We start from the raw sequence: 15,362 nt of genomic DNA on the forward strand, positions 1-15,362 counted from the left end.
CTCATGAAACGCAAAGACAAAATTGCCGTCTCCGTTATCGCGGTATTCGCCGTCGGCGTGCTGGTGTACCTGGTCGCGCCGGGCGTGCTCGGCAGCAAGCGCCAGACCACCTACGACGCCTTCGTCGCCGCTGACTTCACCCTGGTGGCGCCGCGCGTGGCGGGCTTCATCAAAGAGGTGCTGGTGGAGGACAACCAGCGCGTCAAGGCCGGGCAACTGTTGGCGCTGATCGACGACCGCGATTTCCGCGCCGCCGCCCAGGCTGCCGACGCTGATACGTTGGTCGCCCAGGCCCAACTGAAAAATGCCACCGCCACCCTCGAGCGCCAAAGCTCGGTGATCGCCCAGGCCCAGGCCACCGTCGCAGCGGACCGCGCCGAAGTGGCTTTTGCCGAACACGAACTCAATCGCTACAACCACCTCGCCGGTGTCGGCGCCGGCACCGTGCAGAACGCCCAGCAAGCCAAGACCCGCATCGACCAGGCCACCGCGCGCCTGGCGAACGCGACGGCGGTGCTGGCGGCCGAACGCAAGCAAGTGGAGATCCTCACCGCCCAGCGCGATGCCGCCGAAGGTGGGCTCAAGCGTGCCCAGGCCGCGCTGGAATTGGCCAGTTATCAACTGTCCTACACGCGCATCGTCGCGCCGGTGGATGGCATGGTCGGCGAACGTGCGGTGCGCGTTGGCGCGTATGTGACGCCGGGCAGCAAGATCCTCGCGGTGGTGCCGCTGGAAGAGGCGTACGTGGTGGCCAACTTCCAGGAAACCCAGCTTTCCCATATGCACGCCGGCCAGGCCGTGCAGGTGCGCGTCGACAGCCTCGACGGTGAGTTGCTCAACGGCCATCTGGAAAGCCTCGCGCCTGCGACGGGCGTGACGTTCGCCTCGATCAAACCCGACAACGCCACCGGCAACTTCACCAAGGTCGTGCAGCGGATTCCGGTGAAGATCGTCCTCGAACCCAACCAGGCACTCACCGAACGCCTGCGGGTCGGCATGTCGGTGGAAGCCAGCGTCGACACCCAGCCCGTTGCGCAGCAGCGTGAGGTGGCCCAGCAATGAAGCGAATTGCCTGGCTCACCTTGAGCCTTATCAGCCTGAGTGCCTGCACGGTCGGCCCGGACTTCCACAAGCCCCAGAGCCTGCCAGTGTCGCAATGGAACGAGCCCCAGGGTCGTCAGGCGACCAGCCGTGCCGTCAGCGATCCCTTGCAGGAGCGCTGGTGGGATGTGTTTCACGACGCGCAACTCTCGGCCCTCACCCGTCGCGCGCTCACCGATAACCTTGACCTGAAACTGGCCAGCAGTCGCCTGCAACAAAGCCGTGCCGTACGCCAGGTGACCACAGCCGATCGTTATCCCAACCTCAGCGCCAACGCTGATTACCTGCGCCAACGCAACAGCGGCAAAGGCCTAAGCGACCCGTCCGGCAATAACGGTCGTTCGGCGTTCAACCAGTGGGACATGGGCTTTTCTGCCTCTTGGGAGTTGGACTTCTGGGGCCGTGTGAAACGCGAAACCGAAGCCGCTGACGCCACCCTGCAAGTCGCCGAAGACGACCGCCGCGCTGTGCTGTTGTCGGTACTCGCCGAGACCGCCCAGGACTACATCCAGCTGCGCGGCGTACAGAACACCCGCGCCGTCACCAAGCAGAACCTCGACGTCGCCCGTCACAGCCTCAAGCTGTCACAGTTGCGCCTGGCCGACGGCGTGGCGACCGACCTGGACGTCGCCGAAGCCGCCGCCCAGGTCGCGGCCATCGAAGCGCGTCTGCCGGATCTGCAACAGCGTCAGGACCAACTGATCAATGCCCTCAGCCTGTTGATGGGCGAGCCGCCGCAGGCCCTTCACGCGCAGTTGTCCAAGGACGCCGCCGTGCCGCAAACCCAGCGCCAGGTTGCGATTGGCCTGCCGTCGGAACTGGCCGAGCGCCGCCCGGACATCAGCCAGGCCGAAGCCCGTCTGCACGCCGCCACCGCCAGCATCGGCGTTGCCAAAGGCGACTTCTACCCGCGCATCACCTTGTCCGGCAGCCTCGGCTCCCAGGCCATGCAACTCTCGGATCTCGGTTCCTGGGGCTCCCGCGCTTTTGCCTTCGGGCCGCAGTTCAGCTTGCCGCTGTTCAACGGCGGGCGCCTGCAAGGTATGGTGAACCTGCGCGAAGCCCAACAACAGGAAGCGGCGCTCGCGTACCAGCAAACCGTGCTGCGGGCCTGGCATGAGATCGACGACCAGTTGACCCGCTACAACGCCAGCCAACTGCGCCGCGACAGCCTCGCCGAAGCCGTGCGGCAGAACCAGATTGCCCTGAGCACCGCGCAGCAGCAGTACGTGGAAGGCGTGGTGGATTTCGTCAACGTGCTCACTGTGCAGAGCGCGCTGCTGGCGACGCAGGAGCAGTGGGTGGAAAGCTCGACCGGCGTGTCCCTGGCCATGGTTGGCCTGTACAAAGCGTTGGGCGGCGGCTGGGAATCGGTGTATCCGCTGCAAACCGCTGGGCGCTGAACGGCAAAGCTACAGATTGAACGCATCAAGGGTTTTGCAAAAACACCACGTAGCCTCGAAACCATTCGCTGTCCTTCAGATACCCCGGCGCTTGCCACTCTCCGCGCTGAATCAAGCCAATCTTGAACGGCAGCCCCAGCCGATCCATGCGTGGCAAGTACGCCGCGTAATCCGGGATGCTGTGGCGGCCTTGGTACGTCTGCACCACCACTTCATCCACCACGCCCTTGAGCTGGGCGATGGCCGCCGGGTCGGCGTTGCTGCTCCAGTCCATCAAGCCGGTGATGCTCAGGCGCAACTCGGCAGGCAAACGCTGGCGCAGGTCGCGCAGGAACTCGGCGTATTCGTGCAGGTATTGGGTACGCGCATCGAAGTCGATCTGTATACCGACCACCGGGTTGCCCGCATCGCGCCAGCGTTGCACTTGCCCGAGCAGTTGTGTGTAGACCGGTTCCGGCCAGCGCAGGGTGTGGGCGCGGTAGACGATCCAGATGTCGCCCTGGGTGAGGCGTGGCACGCTGATGCCTTGGGCGATCATCTGCACGCCACGGCCCGGCGCGCGGCGGGTGGCGTTGATCTGGCCCTGGAGGATATACAGGGTCTTGGCCTGCTTGAGCACCGGTTGAGGGGTGACGCCACTCCACAGCCAGAAGGCGTCATAGTCACGGGCGTCAACAGCGCCGAAGGCCGGGTTTGCCAGTAACAGCAAGCCTAGCCACAGGTGCTTCACCAGTAGTACTGCAGGGACTTGCCCCACTGGGTGTCGGCGAAGCCGGTTTTCAACTGACGGAACCACGCCTTGCGCACGGCCGGCTCCACATCAACGCCGCCGCAACTGTTGTAGCCCGACGGCCCATAGCAGTTGATGGCGCGAAACAGCGCATAGGCGCGATCATTCTTAGGCGCCTTGGCGTTGCCGATCACCTGTTTGTAGCCGTCCAGGCGCGAGAAGGTTTCTCCCTTGAAGTCCGACGCAGTGCTGCCCAGGCTGCCGGCGGCGCGTGCCTGTTCCAGTGGCATGCCGTCCAGGCCGTTGCGCAGGATGAACTCACCCAGACAGTTCAGGCCCTGTGGGTTTTTAGCATCGCCCTGCAAGGTTGCGGCGGTTTGCGCAATGCTCGGGCAGGCGTAGCCGGATTCGGCTTTGTCGCCATTCCACTGAAACAGCTTCAAGGTCTGGCCGGCGCTGTAGACGTAGCCCAGGCTGGTGCCCAGTTTGTCTTCCGAAGGCTGGGCGGGCAGTTGCTTGAGGTCCTCGGCAAAGGTCGCGAACTGGCCGCGCAGCAGGTCTTTGTAGAGCAGCACGAATTGTGCGGTCTGGCGTTCCAGCGGGTCGCTGGCCTGGGCGATCTGCTGGCGCAGCAACTCAGGACCTGCAACGTTGCGCAGCAGGATGTAGCGCACCGGCTTGGCGCTGATCGGCGAGTCGGCGGCGAATACCTTGGCCAACTGGCCGCTGCGCTCGTAGTTCATGGCCAGTGCCAATTCCAACTGGTCGCGTTGCAGCGGCAGTTTCGCCAGCGGCAGCAGTTGCAGCCAGAGCGCTTCGGCACCTTTCCAGTCTTGCTTGGCTTCCAGGGCGAGGGCGCGCAGGGTTTGCTGGCTGAAGGCGAAGTAATTCAGGCTCGACGGTACGGTTTGGGGCAATAGCTTCAAGGCGGCGTCCGGTTGATGCTCGCTGTACAGCGCATTGACCGCCAGCAGGTAGTCATGCAGTTCCGGCGCATTGGCGAATGCGGCTTTTTGCTTCTCCAGGTCGGCGCGGGAGAGGGCCGGCTGGTTGCCGCCGCGCATCACCATCAGGTCACTGACAAACTGGATCATCGGTGTGGTGACGGTCTCGCTGTTGACCATCAACAGCTTGAGGTCAGCTTCCTCCACCAATTCATCCACCGACACATTGCGCTGCGCGTCAGTGGCCTGGGTCATCGCCCAGGCGTAGGCCTCGGCGAGTTTGGTGTTGTCACCCGCCAACCAATAGACCCGGCGCAACAGGCCTCGGGCGGAAGCGACGTAGTCGCCCTGTGGATAAGTTTTCAGGTAGTTGAGGAAACCTTCCTCAGCCTCGCTCAGGGCTGACTTATCCACATGATCGAGGCGCGGCATGCCGTATTCGTCGAAGGCTTCGGCCTGGGCCTGGTTCAGTGAGGTACGCGCGGTCATGTACAGCGCGGTTTCCGTCAGCCACGGCACGTTGCTGCTGCTGGCGGCGGCAAACCCCCGTTCGGCGTCACTGAAGCGACCACTGTAGAAGTCGGCCGCGGCTTGCAGGTAAGTGCGCAACAGTTGGCCTTCGCTGGACTGGATCTGCTGGGCGTCCACCACCTGGCCCTCCCACGAACAGGCCGTCAGCAGCTGCAAGCGCGCCTTTACCAACAGCTCGCGTTCGGCCGCCGGCATGTCGGCCTTGATCACCTGGCGGATAAACGCGGTGGCGCTGTCATCGTCGTTGCTGCGGCAGCGGCTGCCTTCGCCATTGAGGAATGCTTCGCCAGCGGTTTTGTACTCGTCGCGCTTGATGCCCAAGGGCTGCAGCAGTGTGTCGAGTTCGGCGGTACGTGAGTCGTCCGGGGCGTTGTCGGGTTCTTCGTTTGTGCTGGGAATCGGCGCCAGGCGATAGACCGGGAAGGGCACCGGGCCAAAGCCCTGGGACAGGTCATCTTCGCTCAAGGCGTTGGGCGCTAACGGCGCTGCCTTTTTGTCGGCCAGCAACAGGCGCAGATTGACGCGGCTGTCGTTGCCCGGGCTGAGGAAGGGCAGGTTGCTGCACGCGTCGAGGCTGTCACGTGCCACCCGCCAGTCGGGGTAGCACGAGTCGTCGGAGCTGGCCTGGGCGTGTTGGGAAAGGCCTGCGAGCAGTGCCAGTGCCAGGGGTGACAGAAAACCGATGCGCATGACGTGTCCTTGATCCTGAGTCCGTGGAGGGGGGCAATAATAGCGTGTTCCTACGGTTGCTTCGGAGACGCCCTGCACAATTTGCTGATTTGTCCGATTCCAGCAGCCAGCCTGGATCTTTTGTCCTAGAGTGGCGGTGTTTACGCGTGGGCAATCAAGGCAGTGGTAGGGGAATCGAGGTGCGTCGGTCTGTGGTAGAACAAAACGAAAAGGTCGGGACGTTACCCGTACTCAACCGCCTGACGTGGGAAGGCGCCGGTTGGATCAGCCGACTCTGGTGGGTGCCGATCCTGGCGCTGGCTATGATTCTGCGTTTTTACAACCTGACGGCGGCGGCGATCTGGGGCGACGAAGGCTCGAGCCTGCTGCTCAGCGAATACGCCTTGGCCGACCTGTGGTTCCACGCGGCGCACGACGTGCATCCGCCGCTGTATTTTTTCCTGCTGCGCGGCTGGATCGAGCTGTTCGGCGACAGTATCTGGTCGATACGCGGCATGAGCGCCATTCCCGGTGTGGTGGTCGTGGGCCTGGGCGTCTGGCTGACCCGGCAACTGTCCACGCGCCGGGCGGCGGTACTGGCGGGGATCCTGCTGGCGCTGTTGCCGACAGCGGTGCGTTACAGCCAGGAAGTGCGCATGTATTCGCTGCTGGGGGTGTGGTTGCTGGGCGCCACGCTGGCGCTGGTGTACTGGGTGCGCCAACCCGAGCGCACGCGCTATCTGGCGGCCTATGTCATATTGATGAGTGCCGGTTTCTACACCCATTACTTCACTGCGTTGTGCGTGCTGGTGCATTGGGCTTACCTGGGCGTGCTGGGTGGCACGGCGCCGCGAGGCCAACGCCTGATCACGCGCCCGGCCTGGTGGGTGGCGAACACAACGATTGTGCTGGTGTACCTGCCGTGGCTGCCGAACCTGCTGGACCTGGTACAGCACGTCGACCAGCTCAAGGTGGGGGGCGACATCGGCTGGGAAGAACCGGTCAACCTGTTCTCCCTGCCCTCGATGATCTGGCAATTCGTGCTGCAGGATGAAGGCGTTGGCTTCTGGGCACCGCTGTTCTGGCTGTTTCCGCTGTTGCTGGTGGCTGTCGTCGTCATCACGGCCTGGCGTGATCGCGAGCGTCATCGACCGGCCCGCCTGCTGGCGCTGTTTTTCTTGCTGCCGTTGTTACTGGTCTACGGCGTGTCGTTTATTTCCCCGGTGTTTATCGAACGCTACCTGACGGTGTATGCCCTGGGCTTGCCGATCCTTTGGGCGATGGCCATCGACCGCCTGCCATCACGATTTGCACTGCTGGGGGCGGCGTTGTTCGTCCTGTTTGTCGGCGTGGAACTGGTGGGGCTGAAGAACAATTTCACCGTGGATGAGCACGACCAGTTCAACGTGCCGGTGGAGTTCGTCAACCGCAATTACCAGGAAGACGACCGCATCGTCCTCAGCGACATGATGTGGTACCTCAGCTACGTGTATTACGACCAGACCGACGCTCAATTGCAGCTCTACACCCCGCCCAAACCGGACGGCACGCCCACGCGGCCGAATGCCTACGGCTTCGGCACCCTGGTGGACCAGGACGGTGGACGCATCTACCTCGACCGCCTGTCGGCACTGCCCGCCGAAACCCGCCGCGTGTGGCTGATAAGCAGCAACGAAGCCCCGGACGACTTCGCCCCGCTGCCCCAAGGCTGGCGCGAACTCAGTCGCCAGGATGGCGGCGGCGCGAGGGCGCGGTTGTTCGTGTTGTGCAACGTGCCGTCGGCGCAACCCGAGGGCTGCCGCTAGACTGGGTTAACGCTTTTCTAACAGGAGTCCGTCATGGAATCGCCCGTGCATAGCTTGCCGTCACTGTTCAAACAGCTGGGTCTGCCGGATGACCCGGTGAGTATCGAGCAGTTTGTCACGACTCATTCGCCCCTCAAGCCGGAGCTGAAACTGTCGGATGCGTTCTTCTGGACGCACAGCCAGCAGGCGTTTTTGCGCGAGGAAATTCTGGAGGATGCAGATTGGGCAGAAGTGGTGGATGAGTTGAATTTGATGTTGCGGGGTGGGCGAGGGGTGCAAAAAACTTAGCAGAAAGGGCAAAAGTTGAAAAAATCCGGTCTTTTACCGCGTTAGTAAACTTTTCCTGAGGTCCGGGCTTGGTGGCCAGGCCGAACAACAATCCTGAAGCCAGCACTGATCTAAATGTGGGAGGGGGCTTGCTCCCGATAGCGGTCAATCAGTCAACCTTGTATTGACTGAAACTGCGAAATCGGGAGCAAGCCCCCTCCCACATTCGGTATGCGGTAAATCCTACCCCGACGCTAAAACCAGCTTTACTGACTCTCACCACCCATCCGCAAAATTGTTTCAAAACTTGACGCATTTGGATCCATCCACCATATTGATAGTTAGCAAACTAACTGTATGCGAACTATCCAGTGCCTCAATCCCTCGAACAACTCCAGATGAACCTCAGCAGCAGCATGGTGGTGGGCGCCCGTAACTGGCGCAAAATCTGCCAGACCACGCTGGTGAGCTATGGCATCTCCGAAGCTTGCGCCGTGCCGCTGTTGATGATCGGCCGTCTGGGCGACGGGGTGCACCAAGTCAAAGTGGCCCAGGCGTCGGGGATGGAAAGCCCGTCGCTGGTGCGCCTGCTCGACCGGCTGTGTTCCGACGGCTACGTGTGCCGTACCGAAGACGTTCACGACCGTCGCGCCAAGTCCCTGAGCCTCACCGAGCGCGGTCGTGAACTGGTGCATGCGGTGGAAGTGCAACTGGTGCGCCTGCGCAAGGACGTGCTGGCGGATATCGCCCCCAGCGATCTGGAAGCCGCGCTGCGTGTGCTGCGTGCTTTCGAGGCGGCGTCGCTTTGAACGGATTTTTTACCGGTTTCCCGCCCGCCCGTGATTGGTTCTACGGGGTCCGTACCTTCGCGGCCTCGATGATTGCCCTGTACATCGCCATGCTCATGCAAATGCCGCGTCCGTATTGGGCGATGGCCACGGTGTATATCGTGTCCAGCCCGTTTGTCGGCCCTACCAGTTCCAAAGCGCTCTACCGTGCGATCGGCACGTTCATGGGGGCGGCGGCGGCGGTGATCTTTGTGCCGATGTTCGTGCAGTCGCCCTACCTGCTGGTGGTGGTGATTGCCCTGTGGACGGGCACCTTGCTGTTCCTCTCCATGCACCTGCGCACCGCCAACAATTACGCCCTGATGCTGGCCGGCTACACCTTGCCGCTGATCGCCTTGCCGGTGGTGGATAACCCCCTGGCGGTCTGGGACGTGGCCGAAGCGCGCACTGAAGAAATCTTCCTCGGCATCGCCGTCGCAGCGGTGGTGGGCGCAATGTTCTGGCCGCGCCGGTTGATGCCGGTGTTCGATGGCTCGGTAGCCAAATGGTTTGCCGACGCGCAGGTCTACAGCCAGCGCTTCCTCACGCGCAACGTCGAGCCTGAGGAAATCAGCACACTGCGCGGCGGTATGGTCGCCACTTTCAACACCCTTGAATTGATGATCGGCCAATTGCCGCACGAAGGCGCTCGGCCACAGACGGTACGCAATACCAAGGAATTGCGCGGGCGCATGATTCACCTGCTGCCGGTGATCGATGCCCTGGATGATGCGGTGTACGCCATCGAACACCGCGCACCGGAGTTTGTCGATCAGCTCGCGCCGTTGCTGGAAGCCGCCAACGCCTGGCTGGAAAGGACTACCGACACCGCGCCTCTTGAGCGCTGGCGCGTGCTGCGCGACCAGGTCGACGCCGCCCAACCCCAAGGCGAAGCGCTGGACGACCGTCACACGCTGCTGTTTTCCAACGCGCTGTACCGCCTGGGAGAATGGATCGACTTGTGGCAAGACTGCCGCAGCCTGCAAGCCGCCATCCAGTGCGAGAGCCAGGACACTTGGCGCGCCGTCTACCGCCACTGGCGCCTGGGCCGGCTCACGCCGTTCCTCGACCGTGGCCTGATGTTCTATTCGGCGTTTTCCACCGTCACCGCGATCATCGTCGCCTCGGTGCTGTGGATCCTGCTCGGTTGGACCGACGGCGGCAGCGCAGTGATCCTGGCCGCCGTCGCCTGCAGCTTTTTCGCAACGATGGACGACCCGGCGCCGCAGATTTACCGGTTCTTTTTCTGGACCGCCATGTCGGTGTTGTTCGCCAGCCTGTACCTGTTCCTGGTGCTGCCCAACCTGCATGACTTCCCGATGCTGGTGCTGGCGTTTGCCGTGCCGTTTATCTGCATCGGCACGCTCACGGTGCAGCCGCGCTTTTACCTGGGCATGCTGCTGACGCTGGTGAATACCTCGTCGTTCATCAGCATCCAGGGTGCCTACGACGCGGACTTTCTCAACTTCGCCAACGTCAACTTGGCGGGGCCGGTGGGCCTGCTGTTCGCCTTTGTGTGGACGTTGATCGCGCGGCCCTTCGGCGCTGAATTGGCGGCCAAGCGCCTGACCCGTTTCAGCTGGCGCGACATCGTCAGCCTCACCGAGCCGGCGACCCTCGCCGAACACCGGCACATGGCCGTGCAAATGCTCGACCGCCTGATGCAGCACCTGCCGCGCCTGGCCCTGATCAACCAGGACACCGGCACCGCCCTGCGCGATTTGCGTGTGGCGCTGAACCTGCTCGACCTGCTGGCCTACTCGCCGCGCATCCTCGGCGTGCCACGGGTGCTGCTCAACCAAGTGGTGGAAGGCGTGGGGGGTTACTTCAAGGCCTGCCTCAAGGCGGGTGAACGCTTGCCCGCGCCCAGCGGTCTGCTGATGACCCTGGACCGCACGCGCCGCGCCCTCAACGGCCAGGGCCTGCAAGACGAACACGACACGCGCCTGCACCTGCTGCACGCGCTGGCCGGGCTGCGCCTGTCGCTGCTGCCGGGCGTGGAATTTATTGGCGGCACCGAGATGGAAGCGCCGCTGCCTGATGGAGCGCCTTTATGATCGGTGATCTGGATATCAGCGGGGTGTTCCTGCCCACGCTGCTGGTGCTGATGGGCATTACGTATGTGTTGTTCCTGGTGGTGCACGGGTTATTGACCCGCGTCCACTTCTATCGCCTGGTCTGGCACCGGGCATTGTTCAATGTGGGGCTCTACGCGCTGTTGCTGGGCGCGGTGGACTCACTCAGTCGATACCTGATGACATGAAAAAACCTTTTTTGACCATCGGCCGTGTAGTCCTCACGCTGTTGATCGTGACGTTTGCGGTCGTTGTGGTGTGGCGCATGGTCATGTACTACATGTTTGCCCCCTGGACCCGTGACGGCCACATCCGGGCCGACATCGTGCAGATCGCCCCGGACGTCTCCGGGCTGATCCAGCGCGTGGACGTGCGCGATAACCAGTTGGTGACCAAGGGCCAGGTGCTGTTTGCTGTCGACCAGGACCGCTTCAAGCTGGCCCTGCGCCAAGCCCAGGCCGCCGTGGCCGACCGCCAGGAAACCCTGGCCCAGGCCCAGCGCGAGTACAAGCGTAACCGTGGCCTTGGCAACCTGGTGCCCAGCGAGCAGCTGGAAGAAAGCCAGTCGCGTGTCGCCCGCGCCCAGTCAGCCTTGGCCGAGGCCCAGGTGACGGTGGATTCCGCCCAGCTCAACCTCGACCGCTCGGTGATCCGCAGCCCGGTGGACGGCTACGTCAACGACCGTGCGCCGCGCGCGCAGGAGTTCGTCACCGCCGGGCGCCCGGTGCTGTCGGTGGTGGACAGCAATTCCTTTCATATCGACGGTTATTTCGAAGAGACCAAGCTCGACGGCATCCATGTCGGCATGAGCGTGGACATCCGTGTGATCGGCGACAACGCCCGTCTGCGCGGCCATGTGCAGAGCATCGTCGCCGGTATCGAAGACCGCGACCGCAGCAGCGGCTCCAACCTGTTGCCGAACGTCAACCCGGCGTTCAGTTGGGTGCGCCTGGCCCAGCGGATTCCGGTGCGCATTGCCTTTGACGATGTGCCGGCGGACTTCCGCATGATCGCCGGGCGCACGGCGACGGTGTCGATCATCGGCGATAAGGTCGACAACGGAGCCAAGCCATGAAGCAGCTGCTGGCAACCGCTGCACTGGGGGTGTTGCTGTCGGCCTGCCAAGTCGTGGGGCCGGATTACACGCTGCCGGAAAAGTCCGCCATCAACCGTGGCGACCTGCAAGGGCAGCTCGCGGGCGAGGGCCACAACGTGGTCTCGGCGCCGGTGCCGGCCGACTGGTGGAAACTCTACAAGGACCCGCGCCTGGATGAGCTGGTGCGCCAGGCCATGGCCTCCAACACCGACCTGCGCGTGGCGGCCGCCAACTTGCAGCGCGCGCGCTATCAAACCCAGCAAGCCGAATCTGCCGGAGGCTGGAGCGTCGGCGCCAAGGCCGAAGCCCAGCGCCTGCAAGAGTCCGGTGAGGCCTTTTTGCTGTCGGAAAAAGTACCGGTGGGCAATATCGGCAGCGTGGGCATCACCACCTCTTACCAGTTCGATTTGTTCGGCACCCTGCAGCGCGGAATCGAAAGCGCTCAGGCCAGTGCGGACGCCGCGCAAGCCGCCGCCGATATCGCACGCATCACCCTGGTGGCGGACGTAGTGCGCTCCTACACCCAGGTCTGTGCGGCCAATGAAGAGCTGGCGATTGCCAACGAGTCCCTCGACCTGCAGGCCCAGAGCACTAAGCTGACCCAGCGCCTGCGTGACGCCGGGCGCGGTGATGAAACCCAGGTGACGCGCTCGCAGACTCAATACAAATCCTTGCGCGCCGACATGCCGCGCTACCAGGCGCTGCGCCAGGCCGGCTTGTTCCGCCTGTCGATGCTGCTCGCCAAGCCGCTGGACCAACTGCCGGCGGGCACCGGCACTTGCGCCGAATTACCGCACATCGCCCAATTGTTGCCGGTGGGCGACGGCGCGACGCTGCTCAAGCGCCGTCCCGACGTGCGTCAGGCCGAACGGCAACTGGCCGCTGCCACCGCGCGTATTGGCGTGGCCACGGGGGCGCTTTACCCGGATATCAGTATCGGTGCCACCGTGGGCACCGTCGGTCTGCTCGATAACCTCGGCACACCGGCCACCAATCGCTGGGGCTTTGGCCCGATGATCAGTTGGACAGTGCCGACCAACGGCGCCCGCGCCCGCATCCACGAAGCCGAAGCCGCCACCCAGGGCGCCCTGGCGCACTTTGACGGCGTGGTGCTCAACGCCATCCGCGAAACCCAGACCGGCCTTGCGCAATACACCGCGCAGCTGCAACGCCGCGACGCCTTGGCTGAAGCGGGCGAGTCGGCCAAGGAAGCGGCGGGGCAGACCCATCGCTTTTTCCAGGCGGGTCGCGCGTCTTTCCTGGCCGACCTGCAAGCCACCCGCACCTACACCGATGTGCGCGCGCAACTGGCGGCGGCCAACACCCAGGTCGCCATGAGCCAGATCGATCTGTTCCTGGCCCTGGGCGGTGGCTGGGAAAGCGGACGAACGCAAGCGTCACAGCCCGGCAAACCCTGAGCGAATAGCTATGCTTTGACAGGCGGATCGCCGTGACGATTCGCCTGACACTGCTCGCGTTTGCTCATGGGGATTCCAATTATGAAAAACCCTTATGCTCCCGCTTTCTGGTGCGTGTGTTTCGCACTGGTATTGTTATCGGCGACTTACTTCTACGGCGTCATGCTGGCGCATCAACTCGACAAGGCGATGGTATTTCTCGACAGCGCCTGCCTGGTGATCGGCACCCTGTCCATCGGCGTCGTGGCCTGGGCCTCCTACCAAAATCAACGGGTGAAGAAAAAACTCCTCGAACAAGGCAAGACCCGCGTAGCCATCTGGGATACCAAGGTTGCGCTGCGTCGGGTCGAAACCGTGTTCGACCGCTATTTCTGGGGCAGCTATTGGCAGCCGGGGCGCACGTTCCAGGAAGTCATGGGCGACCTCACCGGCACGCCCCTGGAAAAAAGCCTCGAAGTCCTGAAAAAACAATGTGTGGCGCTTGATCAGCAGGTTGCTGACGGCAGGCACTGGCTGAATAACGCGCGGGAATTGTCCGACGTGGCCACCCAGATGGCCCGCGAGCGCTACCAGCTCGACTTCTGCGACCCCAAGACCGACACCCCCGGTAATGCCGTGATACACCGCGAGTTTGAGGTGTTGGTGTACACCTGGACGGCGCGCTTGAAGAGTTTCGACCACCAACTGGATGAAATTGAGCTGGAGTACTCCTGAACTCCTGTTGAACTGATCCCTCTGAAAGGCTGGGCCGTTTGTGGCCGCCAGTGCTAATCTTCCCCCGTTTTCGGCGGGCTTGAGCCAATCCCCTTGGGGTTCAAGGAAGACAGCCCACTTCTCACAGGATTTGATCAGGTCACTTCATGAATAAGCCAGCAGTCGTTCTTTTGGGTTTTGTTGTCGCCGTTGGCGTCGTCAGTGCGGGCGGTGCCTGGTACACCGGTAAGCAACTGGAGCCGGTGTTGCAAACGGCGGTTCAGGACGCCAACAAGGAACTGCAACGTTCCATGGCCGGCATCGACGGCACCGTTGCCCTGGAGCTGGTGTCCCTGGACCGTGGCCTGTTCAGCAGTACCGCGCATTACCGCCTCAAAGGCCAGGGCTCGTTCTTCGGCGAGCAGAACCCGAACCCCGAGCTGCTGATTGTCGACCATATCGAACACGGCCCGCTGCCATTCTCGCGCCTGGTGTCGCTGAAATGGCTGCCGGTCATGGCCACCAGTCACTACGAACTGGAAAAGAACGCCACCACCGAGAAATGGTTCGCCGCCGCCAAAGACCTGTCGCCGCTCAAAGGCGTGGCCAATATCGGCTACAGCCGTTCGGTGAACGGCAATCTCGAACTGCTGCCGCTGGAGTTCAAGGACGCGACGGGCTCGGTCAACTTCTCCGGCCTGAACCTGGATTTTGACAGCACCGCCGAAGGCAAGAAGGTCAAGGTTGACGGCTACATGAACAGCCTCAAGCTGGCCGTGATCGACGCCAATGGCGCGCCATTCGACGCTGAACTCGCTGGCCTGACCGTGGCCAGCAACCTGGAGAAATCCACTTTCGGCTTCTACACCGGGCAGAACACCGTAGAACTGAGCGACGCCAAGCTCACCTTCGGCCCGCAGAAAGCCGTGCTGACCCTCAAGGGCTTCGAGCAAAAAGACGCCAGTGAAGTCAAAGACAACACCATGTCCGGCCGTGTGGACTACAAGATCGACGAGATCGGCTACCAGGGCAAACCGGTCGGTTCCGCCGCCATGGCCCTGAGCTTGAAGAACATCGATGTCCCGTCGGGCCTGGTGCTGACCAAGCTGTACCAGGACAAGATGCAGCCGGTGCAAGCCGCTGCCGCCGCCGGCCAACCGGTGCCGGAGCTGCAACTGACCGAAGCCGAGCAAGCGCTGGCCCAAGCCAACGTCAACCAGTTGCTGGCCGCCAAGCCGCACCTGGCGCTGGAAAACCTGTCGCTGAAAACCACCCACGGTGAAAGCAAGTTCAACCTGGTGCTGGACCTGGCCAAGCCGACCACCCTGGAGCTGCCGCCGGTTGAACTGGGCAAGCAAATGGTCTCGCTGCTGGACGCCAACCTGACCCTGTCCAAGCCGATGATCGCTGACGTTGCCGCGCTGCAAGCACAGGTCGGCGGTGTGACCGACCCTAAAGCCATCGAGCAGCAATCCCAGATGGCCAGCGAAATGGTCAGCGGCATGGCCGTCGGCACGCAGCTGGCGACCCTGGTGGGCAGCGACGTGGTCTCCAAGCTGCATTACGCCAACAATGAAGTGACCTTCAATGGCCAGAAGATGACCGTTGAGCAATTCATTGGCTTCGTGATGTCCAAAGTCGGTGCGGTTGGCGGCGCGCAGTAAAGATTTCGCCATCGCCCAGAAATAAATAATGGGGGAGCGGGATTGCCCGCGATACGGGTCAAACTGTCGGCGCTCCCGCCGGCGTATGACCCGTTATCGCAGGCAAGTCCGCTCCCCCATTCGTATTTCAGATTTGTCG

General features: G+C 62.8%; 13 protein-coding genes. 11 read left to right on the forward strand and 2 right to left on the reverse strand.

Annotated elements, in window-relative coordinates:
- Window positions 1–3: 3 nt before the first annotated feature.
- The gene (locus tag ACI512_RS03790) at window positions 4–1,062 is read left to right on the forward strand and encodes an HlyD family secretion protein (protein WP_250949183.1); all 1,059 of its coding nucleotides are present in this window, start codon (window positions 4–6) and stop codon (window positions 1,060–1,062) included.
- Window positions 1,059–2,504 carry an efflux transporter outer membrane subunit gene (locus ACI512_RS03795; protein WP_405121617.1) on the forward strand — a complete coding sequence of 482 codons (1,446 nt, stop codon included), beginning with the start codon at window positions 1,059–1,061 and terminating at the stop codon, window positions 2,502–2,504. Before ACI512_RS03790 ends, ACI512_RS03795 begins: the two co-directional genes overlap by 4 nt.
- Before the next feature lie 25 nt (window positions 2,505–2,529).
- Here the strand turns inward: ACI512_RS03795 and ACI512_RS03800 are convergent, their stop codons facing one another.
- A complete protein-coding gene (locus ACI512_RS03800) occupies window positions 2,530–3,234 on the reverse strand; it encodes a DUF3142 domain-containing protein (protein WP_236379468.1) in 705 nt (234 codons plus the stop codon).
- Window positions 3,231–5,399 carry an outer membrane assembly lipoprotein YfiO gene (locus ACI512_RS03805; RefSeq protein ID WP_236379477.1) on the reverse strand — a complete coding sequence of 723 codons (2,169 nt, stop codon included), beginning with the start codon at window positions 5,397–5,399 and terminating at the stop codon, window positions 3,231–3,233. The genes ACI512_RS03800 and ACI512_RS03805 overlap by 4 nt, the downstream gene beginning before the upstream one ends.
- A gap of 179 nt (window positions 5,400–5,578) precedes the next feature.
- On the opposite strand from ACI512_RS03805, the gene ACI512_RS03810 reads away from it, so the two are divergent.
- The 9 genes from ACI512_RS03810 to ACI512_RS03850 all read left to right on the forward strand — a co-directional run bounded on the left by ACI512_RS03810 (window position 5,579) and on the right by ACI512_RS03850 (window position 15,223).
- Complete coding sequence (locus tag ACI512_RS03810) at window positions 5,579–7,183, forward strand: glycosyltransferase family 39 protein (RefSeq protein WP_236379479.1); 1,605 nt, start codon at window positions 5,579–5,581, stop codon at window positions 7,181–7,183.
- A gap of 33 nt (window positions 7,184–7,216) precedes the next feature.
- Window positions 7,217–7,471 (forward strand): DUF2789 domain-containing protein, encoded by a 255-nt coding sequence (locus tag ACI512_RS03815; RefSeq protein WP_236379481.1) that lies wholly within the window; start codon window positions 7,217–7,219, stop codon window positions 7,469–7,471.
- A gap of 377 nt (window positions 7,472–7,848) precedes the next feature.
- Window positions 7,849–8,259, forward strand: coding sequence for a MarR family winged helix-turn-helix transcriptional regulator (locus ACI512_RS03820; RefSeq protein ID WP_043204616.1), 411 nt, complete (start codon window positions 7,849–7,851; stop codon window positions 8,257–8,259).
- Window positions 8,256–10,334 (forward strand): FUSC family protein, encoded by a 2,079-nt coding sequence (locus ACI512_RS03825; protein ID WP_046034556.1) that lies wholly within the window; start codon window positions 8,256–8,258, stop codon window positions 10,332–10,334. Before ACI512_RS03820 ends, ACI512_RS03825 begins: the two co-directional genes overlap by 4 nt.
- Window positions 10,331–10,540 (forward strand): DUF1656 domain-containing protein, encoded by a 210-nt coding sequence (locus ACI512_RS03830; protein ID WP_012721577.1) that lies wholly within the window; start codon window positions 10,331–10,333, stop codon window positions 10,538–10,540. Before ACI512_RS03825 ends, ACI512_RS03830 begins: the two co-directional genes overlap by 4 nt.
- Window positions 10,537–11,427 (forward strand): efflux RND transporter periplasmic adaptor subunit, encoded by an 891-nt coding sequence (locus ACI512_RS03835; protein ID WP_012721578.1) that lies wholly within the window; start codon window positions 10,537–10,539, stop codon window positions 11,425–11,427. The genes ACI512_RS03830 and ACI512_RS03835 overlap by 4 nt, the downstream gene beginning before the upstream one ends.
- Window positions 11,424–12,866 (forward strand): efflux transporter outer membrane subunit, encoded by a 1,443-nt coding sequence (locus tag ACI512_RS03840; protein WP_012721579.1) that lies wholly within the window; start codon window positions 11,424–11,426, stop codon window positions 12,864–12,866. The genes ACI512_RS03835 and ACI512_RS03840 overlap by 4 nt, the downstream gene beginning before the upstream one ends.
- A gap of 81 nt (window positions 12,867–12,947) precedes the next feature.
- Complete coding sequence (locus ACI512_RS03845; protein ID WP_064052477.1) at window positions 12,948–13,580, forward strand: hypothetical protein; 633 nt, start codon at window positions 12,948–12,950, stop codon at window positions 13,578–13,580.
- A gap of 146 nt (window positions 13,581–13,726) precedes the next feature.
- Window positions 13,727–15,223 carry a YdgA family protein gene (locus ACI512_RS03850; protein ID WP_102059878.1) on the forward strand — a complete coding sequence of 499 codons (1,497 nt, stop codon included), beginning with the start codon at window positions 13,727–13,729 and terminating at the stop codon, window positions 15,221–15,223.
- The last annotated feature ends 139 nt before the right edge of the window (window positions 15,224–15,362 follow it).

This window comes from Pseudomonas petroselini (assembly GCF_045037875.1).
Taxonomy (GTDB): domain Bacteria; phylum Pseudomonadota; class Gammaproteobacteria; order Pseudomonadales; family Pseudomonadaceae; genus Aquipseudomonas; species Aquipseudomonas petroselini.

Coding starts and splice junctions, on each gene's coding strand:
- ACI512_RS03840 (WP_012721579.1), top strand. CDS start 11,424: ATGAAGCAGCTGCTGGCAACCGCTGCACTGGGGGTGTTGCTGTCGGCC.
- ACI512_RS03850 (WP_102059878.1), top strand. CDS start 13,727: ATGAATAAGCCAGCAGTCGTTCTTTTGGGTTTTGTTGTCGCCGTTGGC.
- ACI512_RS03805 (WP_236379477.1), bottom strand. CDS start 5,399: ATGCGCATCGGTTTTCTGTCACCCCTGGCACTGGCACTGCTCGCAGGC.
- ACI512_RS03820 (WP_043204616.1), top strand. CDS start 7,849: ATGAACCTCAGCAGCAGCATGGTGGTGGGCGCCCGTAACTGGCGCAAA.
- ACI512_RS03845 (WP_064052477.1), top strand. CDS start 12,948: ATGAAAAACCCTTATGCTCCCGCTTTCTGGTGCGTGTGTTTCGCACTG.
- ACI512_RS03790 (WP_250949183.1), top strand. CDS start 4: ATGAAACGCAAAGACAAAATTGCCGTCTCCGTTATCGCGGTATTCGCC.
- ACI512_RS03830 (WP_012721577.1), top strand. CDS start 10,331: ATGATCGGTGATCTGGATATCAGCGGGGTGTTCCTGCCCACGCTGCTG.
- ACI512_RS03795 (WP_405121617.1), top strand. CDS start 1,059: ATGAAGCGAATTGCCTGGCTCACCTTGAGCCTTATCAGCCTGAGTGCC.
- ACI512_RS03815 (WP_236379481.1), top strand. CDS start 7,217: ATGGAATCGCCCGTGCATAGCTTGCCGTCACTGTTCAAACAGCTGGGT.
- ACI512_RS03835 (WP_012721578.1), top strand. CDS start 10,537: ATGAAAAAACCTTTTTTGACCATCGGCCGTGTAGTCCTCACGCTGTTG.